The sequence below is a fragment of the Mesorhizobium sp. M0772 genome (assembly GCF_040320135.1).
Classification (GTDB): Bacteria; Pseudomonadota; Alphaproteobacteria; order Rhizobiales; family Rhizobiaceae; genus Mesorhizobium.
Genome location: NZ_JAMYPB010000025.1, coordinates 57,809 through 75,650, shown reverse-complemented (window position 1 = coordinate 75,650; position 17,842 = coordinate 57,809). Strand labels below are relative to the sequence as shown.

16 protein-coding genes and 1 tRNA gene are annotated in these 17,842 nt (G+C 63.3%); 15 read left to right on the top strand and 2 right to left on the bottom strand.

The window, feature by feature from the left end:
* The first annotated feature begins 210 nt into the window (after positions 1–210).
* From NKI06_RS17990 to NKI06_RS17930, 13 genes are all read left to right on the top strand, one after another.
* Positions 211–1,179: a D-alanyl-D-alanine carboxypeptidase family protein gene (locus NKI06_RS17990; RefSeq protein WP_023707757.1), complete on the top strand. Its 969-nt coding sequence runs from the start codon at positions 211–213 to the stop codon at positions 1,177–1,179.
* A gap of 431 nt (positions 1,180–1,610) precedes the next feature.
* Positions 1,611–2,513 carry a DUF1003 domain-containing protein gene (locus NKI06_RS17985; protein WP_352986459.1) on the top strand — a complete coding sequence of 301 codons (903 nt, stop codon included), beginning with the start codon at positions 1,611–1,613 and terminating at the stop codon, positions 2,511–2,513.
* Between the two features lie 164 nt (positions 2,514–2,677).
* A tRNA-Arg gene (locus NKI06_RS17980) sits at positions 2,678–2,754 on the top strand.
* A gap of 265 nt (positions 2,755–3,019) precedes the next feature.
* Entirely contained in the window at positions 3,020–3,286 is a 267-nt protein-coding gene (locus NKI06_RS17975) for an acylphosphatase (protein WP_023689148.1), read from the top strand.
* A gap of 157 nt (positions 3,287–3,443) precedes the next feature.
* Positions 3,444–4,097, top strand: a complete 654-nt coding sequence (locus NKI06_RS17970; RefSeq protein ID WP_352986456.1) for a Rieske 2Fe-2S domain-containing protein — start codon at positions 3,444–3,446, stop codon at positions 4,095–4,097.
* Positions 4,094–4,939 (top strand): aromatic ring-hydroxylating dioxygenase subunit alpha, encoded by an 846-nt coding sequence (locus NKI06_RS17965; protein ID WP_352986454.1) that lies wholly within the window; start codon positions 4,094–4,096, stop codon positions 4,937–4,939. Before NKI06_RS17970 ends, NKI06_RS17965 begins: the two co-directional genes overlap by 4 nt.
* Entirely contained in the window at positions 4,936–5,595 is a 660-nt protein-coding gene (locus NKI06_RS17960) for a glutathione S-transferase family protein (protein WP_023699368.1), read from the top strand. Before NKI06_RS17965 ends, NKI06_RS17960 begins: the two co-directional genes overlap by 4 nt.
* Before the next feature lies 1 nt (position 5,596).
* On the top strand, positions 5,597–6,976 hold the full coding sequence (locus NKI06_RS17955) for an amidohydrolase (RefSeq protein ID WP_352986452.1): 1,380 nt from the start codon (positions 5,597–5,599) through the stop codon (positions 6,974–6,976).
* A 26-nt stretch (positions 6,977–7,002) separates the two neighbouring features.
* Positions 7,003–8,100 (top strand): BMP family ABC transporter substrate-binding protein, encoded by a 1,098-nt coding sequence (locus NKI06_RS17950; protein WP_352986476.1) that lies wholly within the window; start codon positions 7,003–7,005, stop codon positions 8,098–8,100.
* Between the two features lie 3 nt (positions 8,101–8,103).
* The gene (locus tag NKI06_RS17945; RefSeq protein ID WP_352986450.1) at positions 8,104–9,627 is read left to right on the top strand and encodes an ABC transporter ATP-binding protein; all 1,524 of its coding nucleotides are present in this window, start codon (positions 8,104–8,106) and stop codon (positions 9,625–9,627) included.
* A complete protein-coding gene (locus NKI06_RS17940) occupies positions 9,624–10,724 on the top strand; it encodes an ABC transporter permease (protein ID WP_023734808.1) in 1,101 nt (366 codons plus the stop codon). The genes NKI06_RS17945 and NKI06_RS17940 overlap by 4 nt, the downstream gene beginning before the upstream one ends.
* Complete coding sequence (locus tag NKI06_RS17935; protein WP_023744942.1) at positions 10,721–11,632, top strand: ABC transporter permease; 912 nt, start codon at positions 10,721–10,723, stop codon at positions 11,630–11,632. Before NKI06_RS17940 ends, NKI06_RS17935 begins: the two co-directional genes overlap by 4 nt.
* Positions 11,633–12,179: 547 nt before the next feature.
* Positions 12,180–12,773, top strand: a complete 594-nt coding sequence (locus NKI06_RS17930; protein ID WP_352986447.1) for a hypothetical protein — start codon at positions 12,180–12,182, stop codon at positions 12,771–12,773.
* 359 nt (positions 12,774–13,132) lie between these two features.
* Here the strand turns inward: NKI06_RS17930 and NKI06_RS17925 are convergent, their stop codons facing one another.
* The gene (locus NKI06_RS17925) at positions 13,133–13,330 is read right to left on the bottom strand and encodes a hypothetical protein (protein ID WP_352986445.1); all 198 of its coding nucleotides are present in this window, start codon (positions 13,328–13,330) and stop codon (positions 13,133–13,135) included.
* 196 nt (positions 13,331–13,526) lie between these two features.
* Complete coding sequence (locus NKI06_RS17920) at positions 13,527–14,636, bottom strand: LacI family DNA-binding transcriptional regulator (RefSeq protein WP_352986444.1); 1,110 nt, start codon at positions 14,634–14,636, stop codon at positions 13,527–13,529.
* A gap of 580 nt (positions 14,637–15,216) precedes the next feature.
* On the opposite strand from NKI06_RS17920, the gene NKI06_RS17915 reads away from it, so the two are divergent.
* Both NKI06_RS17915 and NKI06_RS17910 read left to right on the top strand, forming a co-directional pair.
* The gene (locus tag NKI06_RS17915) at positions 15,217–16,179 is read left to right on the top strand and encodes a sugar-binding protein (RefSeq protein ID WP_023672352.1); all 963 of its coding nucleotides are present in this window, start codon (positions 15,217–15,219) and stop codon (positions 16,177–16,179) included.
* Between the two features lie 122 nt (positions 16,180–16,301).
* The gene (locus NKI06_RS17910) at positions 16,302–17,840 is read left to right on the top strand and encodes a sugar ABC transporter ATP-binding protein (protein ID WP_023672351.1); all 1,539 of its coding nucleotides are present in this window, start codon (positions 16,302–16,304) and stop codon (positions 17,838–17,840) included.
* Positions 17,841–17,842: the final 2 nt, after the last annotated feature.

Here is a 17,842-nt window from a genome sequence, read left to right as displayed (position 1 = left end):
AACAGGACAGGAAGCAGGCGATTTCGGGGCGGGTGGGCGGATGTCGAGGTTGCCGTTTCAGCGCCGATGGTTGGCGAAGCCGAAGCGACATCTGATCTCCCCCCTTGCGGGGGAGATTGGCAGCGTCATCGGCAGCTCCGCCGTTAACCAAATGGACGAACACAATGGGTTAGGCTAGGTTCCGGCCCTCTCAGCAACGCCGGACTTGACTTGCCAAATTTCCATTTCCCCTCCCCCGCCCAGAAATTTCTCGCAGCCCTCCTGCTGCTTGTCTTCGTGGCCGGCTGCAGCACCACCGCACCGCCCGACAGCGTGCTGGCGGTGCCGGCGCCGCAGGAGAAATATGCGGCCATCGTCGTCGATGCCGGCAGTGGCAAGACGCTGTTCGAAGTCAGTTCGAGGGCGCAACGCTATCCGGCGTCGCTGACCAAGATGATGACGCTGTATCTGCTGTTCGAGGCGCTGGAGTCCGGCCGCGTCTCGAAGGAAACGCAGATCCCGGTCTCCGACAATGCCGCCCGGCAGCCGCCGACCAAATTGCGCTTCAAGCGCGGCGAGAGCATCGATGTCGATTCGGCGATCCGGGCGATCGTGGTCAAGTCGGCCAATGACGTGGCGGTGGCGGTGGGCGAATATCTCGGCGGCTCGGAGGACCAATTCGCCGCCATGATGACGTCCAAGGCGCGCCAGATCGGCATGAGCAGCACCGTCTTCCGCAATGCCTCCGGCCTGCCCGACGATGGCCAGCACACATCGGCGCGCGACATGGCGACGCTGGGGATGGCGCTGCGCGCCCGCTTCCCGCAGCAGTTCCACTATTTCTCCGAAAGCGACTTCATGTTCCGCGGCCGGCTGGTGCGCGGCCACAACGACATGCTCGGCCGGGTGCGCGGCGTCGACGGCATCAAGACCGGCTATATCAGGGCATCCGGCTACAATATCGTCACGTCCTACAATGCCGACGGCCGGCATCTGATCGTCGTGGTGATGGGCGCCGACAGCGCACGCCAGCGCAACGACCATGTCGAAGCGCTGATCCAGCGCAGTCTTTCGCCGATGCTGGCCGATACGAAGACGCGGCTGATGTTTGCGGGAGATCAGCCGGCCGCGTCGCCCGGCCTGCCGCCGCCTGGTTTGCCGGCGCAGGGGTCGCAGTTGCCTGGTTTACCGCCGCAATAGAACCCGTCGTTGGGTGGAGGAACTCTGAAACGCCGGCGGGACAGCACCCCCCTCTGGCCTGCCGGCCATCTCCCCCTCAAGTGGGGAGATTAGCAGCTTCGGCGTTTCGCCTCTTTTTCGTGTTTGGCGAAGCCATGGCAACATCTGATCTCCCCCCTAGAGGGGGAGATGTCCGGCAGGACAGAGGGGGGTCGTGAAGGATCGCTGCCTCATCTTAACTCTGCAGCAGGCGCGACCTCCGTCGGCAACAGCACTTCGGCGGTCTGGTTGCCGACCAGCAGGCGAGCGAGGCCCCGGGGGGCTGCGCCGCCACAGGCAATTGCAGCAGGCATTCATCACAAGCGCTTGCACAAGCCCCCAATCTTCACCGCCACAGTGGCTATGGCGTGCCGGCTTGGCGTATCGTGGGCGCGACAGCAGGAGCCGGCATCATGAGCCCAAAACCATCCGAACAGGCCGCCAATGAAAACGACAGCGGCGGCGAGTATTTCGAGGCGCCGACCGACCACGACGCCGAGCTGGCGGCCGACGAGGCGCTGGAAGCGCCCGATGTGCCGGACTCCGAACCCCATGGCCGCCTGAAGCCGAAGCGAAAGCCGTCGGCGATTTCGGGCCGCAAATTCCGCAAGCGCGACCTGGTGCGCATCGACGATCTGAGGCCGAGCCTGGCCGACCGCATCCGCTCCGATCATCCCGACGTGCCGCGCGGCGCCCGCATCAGCCGCGAGGAGCTCGGCCGCTACCGCATGCGCTACATGGAGGAGCTGCTGCAGCAGGAGCATGGCGAATTCTCCGAGCTCGACCGCCAGGTGGTCGAATCGATCGCCAGGCAGGACACGATTTCGGAAAACTCGGAAGAGGAGTTCGAGGAGCACCGCTCGTTCGCCGACCGCGTCTCCGACAATATGGCGGCTTTCGGCGGCAGCTGGTGGTTCCTGATCTCGTTCGGCAGCGTGCTTGCGGTGTGGATCGGCATCAATTTGATCGCGGGCGTGAGCAGCGCCTTCGACCCCTACCCCTTCATCCTGCTCAACCTGCTGCTCTCCTGCATCGCCGCCATCCAGGCGCCGATCATCATGATGAGCCAGAGACGGACGGAGGCCAAGGACCGCCTGCGCTCGTTCAACGACTACCGGGTGAACCTGAAAGCCGAGCTGGAAGTGCGCCATTTGCACGAAAAGCTCGACTATCTGATCTCGCGCCAATGGACGCGGCTGGCCGAAATGCAGCAGATGCAGCTCGATGCGATGCACGAACTGACCGGCGCGAAGAAGGCGAAGCGTGCGCCACGCAGGGTGCGCAGGCGGGTGGCCAAGGTGGAGGTGGCGGGGTGAGAGGCTAGGGCTGAGATTGCAGGGCGTACGCGAACTTGCCAAGTCGCGCGACGTGGCTTCGAAAATATCGCCACGCCAATTGCCCGTTGAAGCCCGGCGCGGCTTCCGCTAAGAAGCCGTGGCTGGCCGGCCTATCGGCTGGTTCGTTTTCAGGTTCCCTGAAGGCACCCGTAGCTCAGCTGGATAGAGCGCTGCCCTCCGAAGGCAGAGGTCACAGGTTCGAATCCTGTCGGGTGCGCCACTTACCGATGTATTACAATAGCTCAGATAACCCTAAAGCCCGTCACGCTGAACGGATTCATGCGACGCGCTTGAAGTCTTTGTTTTAATGCATGTCGTTGTCCCAGGACCGCGGCTCACTTCTGGGCGACATGCATGAGTGCCCGGGTCTAGGCACGGGCGATCAGTCGATATTCGGTGTTATTGGCGCGTCGATTACCACTTCCGCCCGTTCAGTCAGACGCTATGCTGCCGACCATGACACCAAGGTGCGCGTTCCGTCCGTGATGAAGCAAAGTCAACACCGCTTGCATGAGCGGATGACCATTCGCGGCCACCTCGAACCCGCGTCCTTCCTGCCCTGGATCATGCGCCATGCGGCCAAGCTCGGTCTCGCGCACCACATCGCTCATGCAAGTACCGATCGCATCGAACTCGATATTGCCGGTGCGGCGGAACTGATCGACATGATGGAGATGGGATGTTCGCTTGGGCCCATTGAAGTCTGGGTCGAGACGATCGACCGCGCGCCTGTCGAGCAAAAAAACATATAGCTTTGGGTGTGGTTACCCTCCGTTTGCACTTAATTTAATCAATATTGCAATTGCGAAATAATTATGCATACGTCAGCCGCATCGAGCGGTTCGCCAACTCCTTGCGCCGGCATCTCTCTGGTCGGGAAACAGTGGTATCAGTACGGAAAGTAAGGTCATGCTGTCCGACAAGACGGACACCTGGGTGCCGGTCGCCCTTACCCAGGATCTGCCAACAGGACAGGTAATGCCGGCGCGGACGCCCGCCGGTCCCATTGCCCTCTGGCGAAGCCAATCGGGGCGCTTGGCGGCATCGGCGGATCGCTGTCCGCATCGCGGTATGCGCCTCTCCCATGGCTTCGTGCGCGGCGAGGCGCTCTCCTGCATCTATCACGGCTGGACCTATTCGCAGGCCGGTCAGTGTCTGCGCATTCCTGCCCATCCCAGCCTCACGCCGCCGGAGACGATTCGCGTCACGACCCGGTTGGTCGAAGAGGCCGGCGGGATCATCTGGGCCGCTGATGGAGAGCCTGACGGCAAGCCACCCCTTTTTGAGGGTTACGTCCCGCTCCGTTCATTGACGGCCCGTGCCGGACATTCGGCGCTCTCGGTCGCTGCCGGTACGAAGGCCACCGTTGAAGGATACGTCTGGCAGGCGCCCGGCGCGCCGGCAATTCGCCTGCTGCCTATCCCGCAGGAAGCCGGCGAGACGCTGATCCACGTCCTTGTTCCAGCCGATTGCGATGCGTCCGAGCGCATCGCCGCCTCGCGAGCCGCCGAGAGCCTTCGGCGCGTGGCCGAAGGGATCGAGGCGAAAGGGGCTGTACCATGATCAACGATGCGATGCGCGACGAATGGTATCCGGTCGGGCTTTTCAGCCGGCTCGACCGCGAAGGACGCGAGACCACCCTGATGGGCGAGCCGATCAAGATTGCGCTCGACGCCAATGGCGCGGCGAAAGTGACAGGCGAAAACGGGCGCGTGCTGCCGGTTTCGGTGCGCTATGGCCATATCTGGTCGTCGCTCGGCGAACCGAAGAAACCGGTCTTCCCGATTCCCGAAGCAGACCAGCCCGGGCGCCGCTTCGTCGATGTCGGCGTGGTGCGGGTGCGCTGCTCGCCGCTCCGCGCCGTCGAGAACTTCCTCGACATCGCACACTTCCCCTTCGTCCATACCGACATCCTCGGCTCGGAGCCGCATACCGAGGTCGAAAACTACAAGGTCGAGATCCGCGAGGAGGAGGACGAGGTCTGGGCGACCCAGGTGAAGTTCTACCAGCCGCAGGCGGCGAAATCCGCGAGCGGAGGTATCACGACGGAATACATGTACCGCGTGCCGGCTCCGACCTGCTCAGTCCTCTACAAGACCTGCCCGCCGCGCCCGGGCGAATGGGATGTCATTACGCTATTCGTCCAGCCGCTTGCCGAGGATCTCTGCGACGTCTGGCCATGGATGGCGCTTTTCGATGACGAGACGCCACAGACCGACCTCATCCATTTCCAGCAGACGATTTTCCTGCAGGACCGCTCGATCCTCGAAAACCAGATCCCGCGTCTTTTGCCGCTCGATCCCGGCATGGAAATCCCGACGCGCGCCGACCTGACCTCGGTCGCCTATCGCCGCTGGCTGAAGCGCCACAATTATACCTACGGCGCGCAATTGGTGGCACAATGAAGCTTTACGACTACATCCTCTCCCCAAGTTGCTACAAGGTGCGCCTGATGGCGACGCTGTCAGGTGTGAAGCTCGAAATCCGCCCGGTCGACTTCCATCCCGGCGCCGAGCATCGCGGCCCCGAGCTTATGGCGCTTAATCCGGGAGGCTCCATCCCGATCCTTGAAGACGGCGACCTGATCCTGACCGAGTCTTCCGCCATGCTTGGCTATCTCGCCGCGAAGGCAGCACCGGCCTGGCTCGGCAGCGGCGCCCCCGAGGAGACGGCGCGCATCCAGCAATGGCTTTCCTTCTCGCACAGGCTGACCGCCAACCTCGGCGGCGCGCGCCTGCATGAGATGCTGCTGCGTCCCGGTGACATCGGTGCGCTTCAGGCCAATGGCATAGCGGCACTGCGTGAGCTGGAAGCCGGCCTCTTCGAACAAAAAATGCGTGGCGATCGGTTTCTCGCATCCGACCGGCCGACGATTGCCGACATTGCCTGCTTTCCCTACGTCGCGCTCGCGCCCGACGGCGGCGTTTCCCTCGATCCGTATCCCACGATCCGGCTCTGGTCGCGAGCGCTCCGCAGCCTCGACAATTTCATCGAGATGCCCGGTATCCACCGGCTGCACGAGTTGAAGCCCGAACCGCGACCCATGCTGGACGAGGCGTGAGGTGACCGGCTATCTCCTGAAGAATTGCGCAGCGGTCATCACCGACGAGGGCAGGGGTCCGATCGTCCGGCGCAATGTCGATGTGCTGACGAATGGCCCGCAGATCGAGGCAATCGGGGAAGGCCTGCACAGAAGCGAGTTACCGGCCGGTACTATCGTGCAGGATGCCGTCGGCTGGTTCGTCTATCCCGGCCTCGTCAACACGCACCATCACTTCTTTCAGTGCTTTGTGCGCAACCGTGCCGAACTCGACTGGACGAAGCTGTCGGTCATCGAATGGCTCGACCGGATCTATCCGATCTTCTCCCGGCTCAACGAGGATTGTTTCTACCACGCCTCGATCACGGCGATGGCAGAGATGATAAAGCACGGTTGCACGACGGCCTTCGACCACCAGTACAATTTTCCACGCCATGCCGGAAAACGGCTCATCGACCGGCAGTTCGAAGCGGCCGACCTTCTCGGCATGCGTTTCCACGCGGGCCGCGGCGGCAACACGCTGCCAAAATCGGAAGGCTCGACCATTCCAGACGAGATGCTGGAGACCACGGACGAATTCATCGCCGACTGCGCACGCCTCATCGACACTTATCACGACACCAGTCCCTTCAGCATGCGTCAGGTCGTGGTCGCTCCCTGCCAGCCGGTCAACTGCTACCGCGAGACCTTCGTGGAATCGGTTGCGCTGGCGCGTGATCGCGGGGTGCAGATGCACACCCATGTCGGCGAGGGCGAAAGCCCGATCATCGAGGCCCGCCATGGCATGCGCACGGTGGACTATCTCGAGGACCTCGGATTTGCCGGCCGAGACACTTTCTATGCCCATTGCTGGGAGCTGACGCATGATGAACTGCGGCTGATGTCGGCGAGCGGCACCGGTGTTTCGCATTGCCCGGAGCCGGTCTATCTGGTGGGTGCGGAGGTGACTGATATTCCCGCCATGTCCGCCTTTGGCCTGCGCGTCGGGCTCGGCTGCGACGGTGCTGCCTCAAACGACAATTCCAACCTCATGCACTGCATCCATTCCGCCTACATGCTGCAATGCCTGGCGGCCTCGACGCGCGCTCATCCCGTGCCTGCGCCGGTCGATTTCCTCGGCTATGCGACAACGGGCGGGGCCGCGCTTCTGGGCCGCAATGACATCGGCCGACTGTCGCCCGGCATGGCCGCCGACCTCTTCGCTATCGACACGCGCCGCATGGATTATGTCGGCACGCGCCACGATCCATTGAGCCTGATCGCCAAGGTCGGCATCGGCATGCCCACCGACATGACCATGATCAACGGCCGCATCGTCTGGGAGAAGGGTGCGTTTACCGGGCTGAACGAGACCCGGCTTGCTGCGGACGCGGAAGCCGCTTTTGCCGCGGTGGAATTCTAACAACTTAAGACAGGGGAACTGACATGCTGAACTATCTGACCCGCAGAACTCTGATCAAGGGCCTTGCCGCGACAGGGCTTGCCGGCGCGCTTGGCAGCCGTCCCGCCTTTGCGGCCGACGAGCCGCTCGGTATCACGCTCGTGCTCCCGTCGCCGGTCGGCGATGTCGGCTGGGGCCATGCGCTCGCCGCCGGGCTCGAGCCGGTCAAGGCCGCCTACGGCGACAAGGTGAAGATCACCGTCATCGAGAACATCGCCGAAGGGCCGGACGCAGACCGGATCATGAACAAGACCGTCGCCGACGGTAACAAGTTCCTGATCGCCGGCTCATTCGGCTACCAGAATGGTGCATTACAGATCGCCCGCCGCGATCCTGGGGTCACCGTGCTGCATGCCTCCGGCTTCCAGACCGCGCCGAATTTCTCGCCCTTCGCGGCGAAGTATTTCCAGGGCACTTACCTGCTCGGCATAGCCGCCGCAGCTCTTTCCAAGACCGGCAAGCTCGGCTCCGTCTCGGCCTTCGCCATTCCGGAGCTGATCACCTCGATCAACGCATTTACGCTCGGCGCACAGACTGTAAATCCCGATGTCGAGGTATCGGTCGTCTGGGTGAACTCCTGGTTCGACCCGGCCAAGGAACAGGAAGCCGCCAAGGCGCTGATGGCACAGAACTGCGACGTGATCTTCTCGAACGCGCAGGACACACCCTCCGTGATCTCGGCCTGCGAGGAGGCTGGCGTCTATGCGTTCAACCTCAATTCGTCGATGAAGAAATATGCGCCGAAGAAATATCTCGGCTGCATCGCGACGGACTGGTCGCCCTTCTTCAAGGCTTCCGTGGATGCCCATCTGGCCGGAACCTTCAAGGGCGCCAACACCTTCCTCGGCGTCGCCGAAAAGGTGGTGGAGGTCGTGGACTGGAACTCAGATATCCCAGCCGACACGATGACGAAGATCAAGGAAGTGGCGGCGAAGATCGCCGACGGCAGCTTCTCGCCCTTCACAGGTCCAATCACCAAGGCCGACGGCAGCGAAGCCGCCGCCGCCGGTGCGACGATAGCGGATCCCGAGATCGTCGCGATGGACTGGCACGTCAAGGGTGTCACCACACCACTGCCGAAGTAAGTCATGACCCCGCCCCTTCTGTCGCTCCGCGGCATCTCGAAGAGCTACGGCCAGATCCGGGCCAACCAAGCCATCGATCTGGACGTGGCGCCCCAATCGATCCATGCGATCCTCGGGGAGAATGGGGCGGGCAAATCGACGCTGATGAAGCTCATCTATGGCGTTGAACAGCCGGACGAAGGCACCGTCGTCTGGAACGGAGAGCCTCTGCGCCTTGCCTCGCCGGCTGAGGCACGGCGCAGGGGCATCGGCATGGTCTTTCAGCATTTCTCGCTGTTCGAGACGCTGACTGTCGTCGAGAACATCCAGCTCGTCGTCCCCGGCGGCAAGGCGGAGCTGGCCGGGCGCATCCGCAGCCTCGGCCAGGATTTTGGCCTTGAAGTAGATCCTCTCGCCGATGTGCACGCGCTCTCGGTCGGCGAACGGCAGCGGGTGGAGATCATCCGCTGCCTGATGACGGACCCGAAGCTGCTCATTCTCGACGAGCCGACCTCGGTCTTGCCGCCGCAGGCGGTGAAGAAGCTGTTCGACACGCTCAGGCGCCTTCGCGACCGCGGCGTGTCCATCCTGTTCATCTCCCACAAACTGGAGGAAATTCGCACGATCTGTGACCAGGCGACGGTCTTGCGTGGAGGGCGCGTTATCGGCACCGTCGACCCGCGCGACTATGATGCGCACGACCTCGCCCGGATGATGATCGGCCGCGACATGCCCGAGGTGATGCCCGCGTTGGCCATGCCCGAGGGGGAGAAGCGGCTGGAAATAATCGACATGGACTACACGCCGGACGACCCCTTTGCCACGCCGCTCTCCGGCATCAGCCTCACGGTACGATCAGGCGAGATCCTTGGCATAGCCGGAATATCGGGCAATGGCCAAGGCGAGCTTGCCGCGCTCATCTCGGGCGAAGCGATGCTGCTGAAGGAACAACGCGACCGGATCTACATGATGGGCCGCGACGTAGGCACACTCGATGCGGCCGCGCGCAGGAGATTTGGCTTCGCCTTCGTGCCCGAAGACCGGCTGGGACGCGGCGCGGTCCCTGAAATGTCGCTCGTGCTCAACACCGTTCTTACCGCCCATCCTTTCGATCTCGTGAGGCGCGGCCTCATCAACAGCGCCGGAGCGACGGCTTTCACCAGCGAATGCATCCGTCGGTACGACGTCCGCGCCTCCGGCCCGGATGCCGAAGCGGGCTCGCTGTCCGGCGGCAACTTGCAGAAATTCATCGTCGGTCGCGAGATGATGCTGTCGCCAAAACTGCTTTTCGTGGCGCAGCCAACCTGGGGTGTAGACATTGGCGCTGCATCCGCCATCAGAAGGCGGCTCATCGCGTTGCGCAACCTGGGCGTGGCGATCCTCGTAATTTCCGAGGAACTCGAGGAACTTTTCGAACTCTGCGATTTCATCCAGGTGCTCCATCATGGAATGCTGAGTCCGCCTCTGGTCACGCGGGACACGCGCCCCGAAGACATCGGCAGATACATGATCGGAGCACATGCCTCGCCAGAGAAGGTTCCTGCATGAGCGTTTGGGCCGCGCCGTTCCTCCCCGCGCTCGTCCGCCGGGAGCATGCCTCGCTCGTCGCGGCCATGCTGGCCCCGGCTGTCGCGCTTGGCATGGCGATCATCCTCAATCTGGGCCTTTATGTGCTGATAGGCCGAGATCCGGCGGCCGTCCTGTACGCGATGCTTCTCGAGCCGTTCCTCTCCTGGGCATCGTTTGCGGAGGTGCTGCTGAAGGCGGGGCCCCTTCTCCTCATTGCTCAGGGGCTGGCGATCGGTTTCCGCGCAAAAGTGTTCAACATCGGCGCGGAGGGCCAGTTTATCCTGGGCGCTATTTTCGCCTCGGCGATCCCCGTCTGGTTTCCGCAGGCGACCGGGCAGTGGATCTGGCCGCTGATGCTGCTTCTCGGTGCCCTCGGCGGTGCACTTTGGGCATCTATCACCGCCTTCTGGCGCGTCAGGCTCAATGCGAACGAGATCCTGGTCTCCTTGATGCTGAGCCTCGTTGCGGCGCAAGTCCTCAACTACCTGCTGCTCGGCCCATGGAAGGACCCGGCCGGCTTCAATTTCCCACAATCCGTCATGTTTCAGAACGACGCGATGGTGCCGACCCTGATCACCGGTACCCGCGTCAACGTCTCGCTGCTCATCACACTTGCGCTCTCGCTGGTGGCCTGGGTTTTCATGCAGCGAAGCTTCATGGGGTATAAGCTCAAGGTCGGCGGCCTTGCCCCGCGCGCGGCCGGTTACGCCGGCTTCAGCGAAGGGCGTGCGATTTGGCTGTCGCTTCTGATCGGTGGCATGGCGGCGGGACTGGCAGGCGCGGCGGAAGTCGCGGGTCCGCTCGGCCAGCTGCAGCGCTCGATCTCGACCGGCTACGGTTATGCGGCCATCATTGTCGCCTATCTCGGCGGCTTGCATCCAGTCGGCATCATCTTTTCCGCGCTCTTTATGGCTGTCCTCTATATCGGCGGCGACAATGCGATGGTGTCGGCAAACCTGCCGATCGCCGCCGTCCGCGTCTTCCAAGGCAGCTTGCTGCTCGCCTATCTCGGCGCTGTGGCCTTCGTGCGCTACCGCATCGAGTGGCGCCGCCCCCATCACCTGAGCCAGCCATGAACGCCGTCGAGTTCATTATTTCGGGCATGCTCGCAGCGGCAACCCCCTTTCTCCTTGCCGCACTCGGCGAGTTGGTGGTCGAGCGCGCCGGTGTTCTTAACCTCGGCGTAGAGGGCCTGATGGCCCTCGGCGCGGTGCTCGCGTTCATCGTCGTCTACCACGGCGGTGGACACCTGCTGGGGTTCGTTGCCGCCGGCCTCGGTAGCGCCGTCCTGTCCCTCGTCTTTGCAGTGCTGGCACTCGGATTCCGGGCAAACCAGGTCGCGACAGGCCTTGCGATCGGCATTCTCGGCCAAGGCCTTTCGGCGCTGTTCGGCAAAAGCTACGAGAGCTTGACGGTGAAGGGGCTCCCGAAACTTGCCTTTCCCGGCCTCTCGGAAATCCCGGTAGTCGGCAGGCTGTTTGTCCAGGACGTCGTCGTATGGCTTTCCCTTGCCGTGACGTTTGCGATCTGGGCGATGTTTGCCTATACGAGAGTCGGCCTTGTCGTGAGGGCAATCGGCGAGAATCCCAAGGCAGCCCACGCCATCGGCTATCCGGTCATCGCTATCCGTGTCGCGGCCATAGCTTTTGGTGGCATGATGGCGGGTTTTGCCGGCGCCTATGCGGCGGCGGTGTACACGCCCCTTTGGGCGGACGGTATGATTGCCGGACGTGGCTGGATCGCGATCGCACTCGTTGTCTTTGGTACGTGGCTCGCTGGCCGCATCTTCCTGGGTGCCTGCCTCTTCGGCGCGGTTTCGCTGATGAGCCTCGCCGCCCAGGCGACCGGTCTGGACCTGCCATCGCAACTGCTTTCCAGCCTTCCCTATCTCGTTACGATCGTCGTGCTCGGTGTCATCTCGGCGGACCGCCGCTTGCTCAGGCTGAACGGTGTCGCCTCGCTTGGCGAACCCTTCGAACGTTAGCCAGGATGCAAAGCGGATTTGCGAAACTGACGTAAGTTGAAGAGATCGAAACGCCAGCGGACGATCGGCATCCGATCCAAAGGGCAGAAACGCCAAACGGGGCGAAGGTATTTCCGCGAGGGTAGCGCTGACGCCGTCGACTGCGAGCAGGGGAACGATGTGGCGCTCAACGCGCCCGACACCGGTGGAGATCGTCGCGGGTTCTTGGATCGTCCCGTTTCCTCAGCACGAGCCCATTCTCGAGGGTCCATCCTCCACCGCAGCCTAGGGAAGCGGCTTCGCAAGACGGCCTGAGGCATGCGCCCGGTAAATTCCCGCATGCAAGCACTCGTCCTGCCTGTCTAAGGTTCCGAGTCTAGCTAACCGCAAATCCTCGATTTTCCCCACCAATCCACAAATATCTATCTGAACCACATTAAGCAACAACAACAACGATTTCCAGCACTACCTATTCTCGCAGAAACTAAAAACGCTACACTCGCGTAATCATATTGGTAACGGATGCTGTTCAACCTGCGCCCAGGCAACCAACACGGGGAGCGGCGTTATGGGTTTCTTTAAAAGTTTAACAAAGGTCTTGGCCGGCGGCGCGGTTACCGTGGCTTTGTGCTTTCCGGCTCGCGCGGGCGGGCTCAGTGTAGGCATCGGCGGCAGCGGCGGGGTGGGTGTTTCGGTCGGCGGCAGTGGCGGCGGGCTTGGCGTCGGCGTCTCGGTCGGCGGCAGCAAGGGCGCCAATGTCGGCGCAACGGTCGGCGGCACCAGCGGCACCACCGCTAGTGTCGGCGCTACGGTTGGCGGCACCAGCGGCGTTGCGGCCGGCGTCGGCGCATCGGTGGGCACGGGCGTCGGGGTCGGGGTCGGCGCAACCGTCGGCAACGGTGTCGGGGTCGGCGCCGGTGTCGGGGTGAGCAATGGGGTGACGGCCGGGGTCGGGGTCGGCATTGGCGCACCGACCGCGCCCACCAGCCCTCGGGATCCCAACACGCCGGCGGTGCCGACGCGACCGGCGGTGGTTGCCATCAGCGCCATGTCGGCCGGCCAGATCGCCAAGATGAAGAAACGCTGCGCCAGCGTGCTCAGCGGCAAGGGCACCTACGACCGGGACCTGAAGGAGCTCTGCCGGATATTGGCGCGGCGCTGAGTACCGCAACATCGCATGTGCCGTGGGGCGTCAGTCTCTCAGCCAGCCCCAATGCCGCAAGGTGGCGGGCATTCTTAGGGAGAGAGCTTTGCCGAGCGGTTCAGCGTTTTCGCGGAAAGGCGGAACCGGTCAGGCTGTGCGCTTTCATCGGCGGCATTCTGCATGGCTTGGTCACCGAGCCGAAGGAAGCGCGCCGCCCGGTTGCGGCCTTGCTCTGACCTCTGCCGTCCGTCCGGTCACCCGTTTGGGCCGGCTCGAAGATTCGCCTCTGGCCTTTTGTATCACCCGCTCTAGCTGCTTTGTGTTAGGCTCGTCATGTTAGCCTTGTCTTGCTGATGGAGGTTTTGATGGATCGGCGATCATTCTTGACAGCATTGTTTGGCGTTGCGGGGGCCGCGGCGCTTGCTACCGCGGTTCGGCCTCTCGAGGCCGTGGCCGGGGTTCCCAATGTCCGTAACGGCATTCTCGATGAACTCGACAAGCAGGATGCCAATTCGTTTGATGACGACGAAGGCGCTGGCGATGTCGAGCAGATCTCGCATCGGCGATGGCACCATCGTCGCCACCACAGGCGGCATGTCTGGAGACGGCACTGCCGCACGTTCTGGCGGCATGGCCGGTTGCGCCGGCGCTGCTATCGCAGGCGCTCCTTTGTCGTCTTGCGGTTCTAACCGCGGCACGTTCCCGGATAGACCCTGCCCTGAGGCGCAACACCAAACAGACCCATCCCGATTTGCATCGGGATGGGCTGGTTCAGCTTAATCCAGCCACCGCTGCCACCGAATCCCGCTGCACCAGCGGGCATTCCAGCTTGGTGATGGGATAGCGGCCGCGGCCGGCAGGCGGCGGCACTTCGAGCTGTTCGATCGCCCATTGGCCCATCGCCATGTGCGGCAGGATCGATGTCGTCAGCGGCGGGAACAGGTGGCGGGCGATCTCCTCGTCGTCATAGCCGACGACGGAGATGTCCTGCGGGATGTGCAGGCCCGCCTCCTTCAGCGCTTCGTAGCAGCCGATGGCCGTGCGGTCGTTCTGGCAGAAGATGGCGGTCGGGCGCTCTTTCAGCGCCAAAAGCTTCACGGTCGCGGCATAGCCGGCGCTCGCCGACCAGTCGCCCTCGACCACCAGTTCGGGATCGAACGGGATGTCGGCGGTGGCGAGCGCCCTGCGGTAGCCTTTCAGCCGGTCCTGCGCGGCCTGCATCCACGGCTCGCCGGTGATGATGGCGATGCGGCGGTGGCCGTGACCGATCAGATGCCGGGTCGAGTTCTGGCCGCCGGCGATCTCCGACGGCACCACGGCCGGGAAGGCATAGTCGGCCGTGTAGCAGTTGAGCAGGATGACCGGGATGTCGAGGCCGTAGAGGAAGTCCGGCGCCGTGATCTCGCGGGTGAAGATGGTCATGTAGATCAGCGCCGAGATGCCGCGCCTGGTGAGCGCCGCAATGGCGCGCGGCTCCATGACAGCGTCGCCCATGGTCTGCGCGACGAGCAACACATTGCCGGCGTTCCACGACGCCTGGCGCGCGCCCTCGATGGCGACAACGGCTTCTGGGCTTGTCGCCAGCTGGTCGACAGCGAAACCGATGACACCGTCAAGTCCATCGAAGGCGGGAACAGGTTTGCGCAGCGCCGAGAAGGCGGGGGCTGCGTAGCCGAGCGCACGCGCAGCGTCGATCACCCGCTCGCGCGTCTGCTGCGACAGCCGGATGCCGGGCGAATCGTTGAGCACGAAAGAGACGGTCGCCTGCGAGCACCCGGCTGCCCTGGCGATGTCGGTCATGGTGACGCGGCCGCCCTTGGCGGCTCTCGCCGGCGCCTTGCGCCGCTTCGCCGTGTCGTCCGGATCCCTCGTCTCGCTCATGGCATTGCGTCCCAATCCCCAGCCTGTCTAGTCGCAAGCCTGCCACGCCGACAAGATGGTGTCGCGCCGTCGACCAATGGAAATAGTCGAAGGCGATTATCTTTATTAGCAGCTTTGAAGTTCCCCGCCATGCCGCTACCGGCTGCGTGAAATTCAAGGACTGCAAGGCATCTGCTTGCGCGAAGCCGATGCTGCACCTGTCGGGCAAACTAGCCCTGGGGCTACCGCCGAGTCTTCGCGCGAGACCTCTGCTAATAGTGTTTACTAATACAAAACGACGCTGTAACGTCAATCCGCCGTGTCCGGTCAGGTGGGACCCGTGCGGCGAGAAGTGCACGTGAATGGCCCGATGGCGAGCGGGGTTTGCCTCCGCAAGCGTGGTCTCGGACATGTGATATGTCAGACAAATCAGACTATTTACGAGCACGGGATGAGTCTCTAATGTCCGTGATCGCGACCGACGACGCCATTCTTCAGCGCCGGGAACCCCTGAGGAGGAGGGCGTCCAAATCGCGAGCGGCAAGTCAGTGAATGCAAGATCGGTTCAGTCCGACGACTGAGCCAAAACGGGAGGTTGAACATGAAATCCTTGATACGACATGCATCCGTGGCCACCGCAGCCCTGCTGCTTGGCCTGACCGCGACAGCCATTGCGCGCGCCGACGACAAGCCGACGCTGGCCTTCGTCGTCAACGGCGCTTCCGATTTCTGGAAGGCCGCCGAAGCCGGCGTCAAGAAGGCGCAGGCCGAATTGCCCGACTACAATCTCGAACTCAAATATCCCGAGCAGTCCTCGGTCGCCATCCAGCAGCGGCTGATGGATGATCTGGTGACCGCCGGCGTCAAGGGCATCATGGTCTCGGCCGTCGATCCCAAGACCTCGACCGACGGTCTGAACAAGATCGCGTCGGAAACGGCGCTGTTCACCACCGACTCCGATGCCCCGCAGACCAAGCGTGTTGCCTATATCGGCTCGTCCAATGTCGACGCCGGCAAGCAGGCGGCCGAGATCGCCAAGAAAGCGATGCCGGACGGCGGCAAGTGCCTCGGCTTCGTCGGCCTGCTCGGCGCCGACAATGCCAAGGAACGCATCCAGGGCATGAAGGACGGCCTCGCCGGCAGCAAGATCGAACTGGTGGACGTGCGCGGCGACGACATCGACCAGGCGCGCGCCAAGAAGAATGTCGAGGACGCGCTGGTCGCCAGCCCCGACATCACCTGCATGGTCGGCTTCTATTCCTACAACACGCCGCGCATCTATGAAGCGCTGCGCGACGCCGGCAAGCTCGGCTCGATCACCGTCGTCGGCTTCGATGACGATCCGATCACGTTGGGCGGCGTCAAGGAAGGCACCGTGGCGGCCACCGTCGTGCAGCAGCCCTTCGAATGGGCCTATCAGGGCATGAAGCTGATGGCCGCCTATCTCAAGGGCGACAAATCAGGCATTCCGGAAGGCGGCCTGATCATCATCCCGACCAAGATCATCGGTAAGGACGATGTCGACACCTATGCCGCCAATCTGAAGGCGATGTCCGGAAACTGAGACCACGAGCAGTTGCGCCGGCTCAGGGTTCGCCTTGAGCCGGCGATCGTGTTGACGGGTCGGCCAAGGCCCGTCAGTCTGTAGCCCACCGGCTGCTGGCAAGCCTGATCAAATATGGCGTGATGAATTATTCCGACCCATCTATCGTCGCAACCACCCCGTTCCTCGGCCTCGAGAACGTGCGCAAAACCTATCCGGGCGTGGTGGCGCTGGACGGCTTTTCCATGGAGGTCAGGCCGGGCGAGGTGATCGGCCTGGTCGGCGAAAACGGCGCCGGCAAATCGACCTTGATGAAGATCCTCGGCGGCGTCACCAGGCCGGACAGCGGCGCCATCACCGTCGACGGCGTTGCGCATGACGGGCTCACCGTCGAAGGCAGCCTGGGGTCGGGCATCGCCTTCGTCCACCAGGAACTCAATCTCTTCGAAAACCTCGATGTTGCCGCCAATATCTTCTTCGGCCGCGAGCCGTTGCGCGGCGGGCCGCTGAGATTGGTCGACCGCGCCAAGCTGCGCGAAATGGTGGCGCCACTGCTGAAGCGCGTCGGCGCCAATTTCTCCGCCGATACGCCGGTTGCCTCGCTGTCGCTGGCGCAGCAGCAGATGGTCGAGATCGCCAAGGCACTGTCGATCAAGGCGCGGCTGGTGATCCTCGACGAGCCGACGTCGAGCCTGCCGCTCGCCGAAACCGACAAGCTGCTCGACGTCATCAAGGCGCTGAAGGCCGATGGCATCAGCGTCATCTTCATTTCGCACCGGCTGCATGAGGTCGAGCGCGTCGCCGACCGCGTCGTGGTGCTGCGCGACGGCATGCTGGCTGGCACCTTGCCGAAGAGCGCCATCAACCACGACCAGATGGTCAAGCTGATGATCGGCCGCATGCTGAAGGAGCGCGAGAAGGCCTCCGAGGCGGCTCGGGCGCCGGGCGCCACTGCGCTCTCGGCCAAAGCCATCCGCACCCCCGCCTACCCTGCCCGGCCGGTCGACCTCGACATCAGGCGCGGTGAAATCCTCGGCCTCGCCGGCCTTGTCGGCTCCGGCCGCACCGAACTGGCGCGGGTGTTCTTCGGCATAGACAGCACGCTTGGCGGTGGGCTCGAACTCGACGGCAAGCCGCTTGTGCTGGGTTCGGCGGCCGATGCGGTCGCGCATGGCATTTTTCTGGTTCCGGAAGACCGCAAGCTGACCGGCATTTTGCTTGACCTGTCGATCGCGCAGAACATCTCGCTGCCCAACCTGCCGGCGCATGCGAAGCGTCGACTGGTGTCGGCAAGCGCCGAGACCGCCACCGCCGAGAAGCAGAAGAGCAATCTCGGCATCAAGGCGCCGTCGGTGCAGACGCGAACCGGCACGCTGTCGGGCGGCAACCAGCAGAAGGTGGTGCTGGGCAAATGGCTGGCGATGAACCCGAAGGTGATGATCCTCGATGAGCCTACGCGCGGCATCGATATCGGCGCCAAGGCCGAGATTTACGGGCTGATGCGAGCCTTGGCCGATGCCGGCGTGGCCGTGCTGATGATCTCCAGCGACATGGAAGAGGTGATCGGCGTGTCCGACCGCATCGCCGTCATGCATGAGGGCCAGATCTCGGGCATTCTCGACAAAGAACAATTCAGCCAGGAAAACGTGCTGTTGCTGGCGGTCGGCAAGCCGGCAAACTAGCG

Excerpts from the sequence above, each read along its gene's own strand:
- NKI06_RS17985 (WP_352986459.1), top strand. The coding sequence starts at position 1,611 with ATGAGCCCAAAACCATCCGAACAGGCCGCCAATGAAAACGACAGCGGC.
- NKI06_RS17975 (WP_023689148.1), top strand. The coding sequence starts at position 3,020 with ATGAAGCAAAGTCAACACCGCTTGCATGAGCGGATGACCATTCGCGGC.
- NKI06_RS17970 (WP_352986456.1), top strand. The coding sequence starts at position 3,444 with ATGCTGTCCGACAAGACGGACACCTGGGTGCCGGTCGCCCTTACCCAG.
- NKI06_RS17965 (WP_352986454.1), top strand. The coding sequence starts at position 4,094 with ATGATCAACGATGCGATGCGCGACGAATGGTATCCGGTCGGGCTTTTC.
- NKI06_RS17960 (WP_023699368.1), top strand. The coding sequence starts at position 4,936 with ATGAAGCTTTACGACTACATCCTCTCCCCAAGTTGCTACAAGGTGCGC.
- NKI06_RS17945 (WP_352986450.1), top strand. The coding sequence starts at position 8,104 with ATGACCCCGCCCCTTCTGTCGCTCCGCGGCATCTCGAAGAGCTACGGC.
- NKI06_RS17940 (WP_023734808.1), top strand. The coding sequence starts at position 9,624 with ATGAGCGTTTGGGCCGCGCCGTTCCTCCCCGCGCTCGTCCGCCGGGAG.
- NKI06_RS17935 (WP_023744942.1), top strand. The coding sequence starts at position 10,721 with ATGAACGCCGTCGAGTTCATTATTTCGGGCATGCTCGCAGCGGCAACC.
- NKI06_RS17930 (WP_352986447.1), top strand. The coding sequence starts at position 12,180 with ATGGGTTTCTTTAAAAGTTTAACAAAGGTCTTGGCCGGCGGCGCGGTT.
- NKI06_RS17925 (WP_352986445.1), bottom strand. The coding sequence starts at position 13,330 with ATGGTGCCATCGCCGATGCGAGATCTGCTCGACATCGCCAGCGCCTTC.
- NKI06_RS17920 (WP_352986444.1), bottom strand. The coding sequence starts at position 14,636 with ATGAGCGAGACGAGGGATCCGGACGACACGGCGAAGCGGCGCAAGGCG.
- NKI06_RS17915 (WP_023672352.1), top strand. The coding sequence starts at position 15,217 with ATGAAATCCTTGATACGACATGCATCCGTGGCCACCGCAGCCCTGCTG.
- NKI06_RS17910 (WP_023672351.1), top strand. The coding sequence starts at position 16,302 with ATGAATTATTCCGACCCATCTATCGTCGCAACCACCCCGTTCCTCGGC.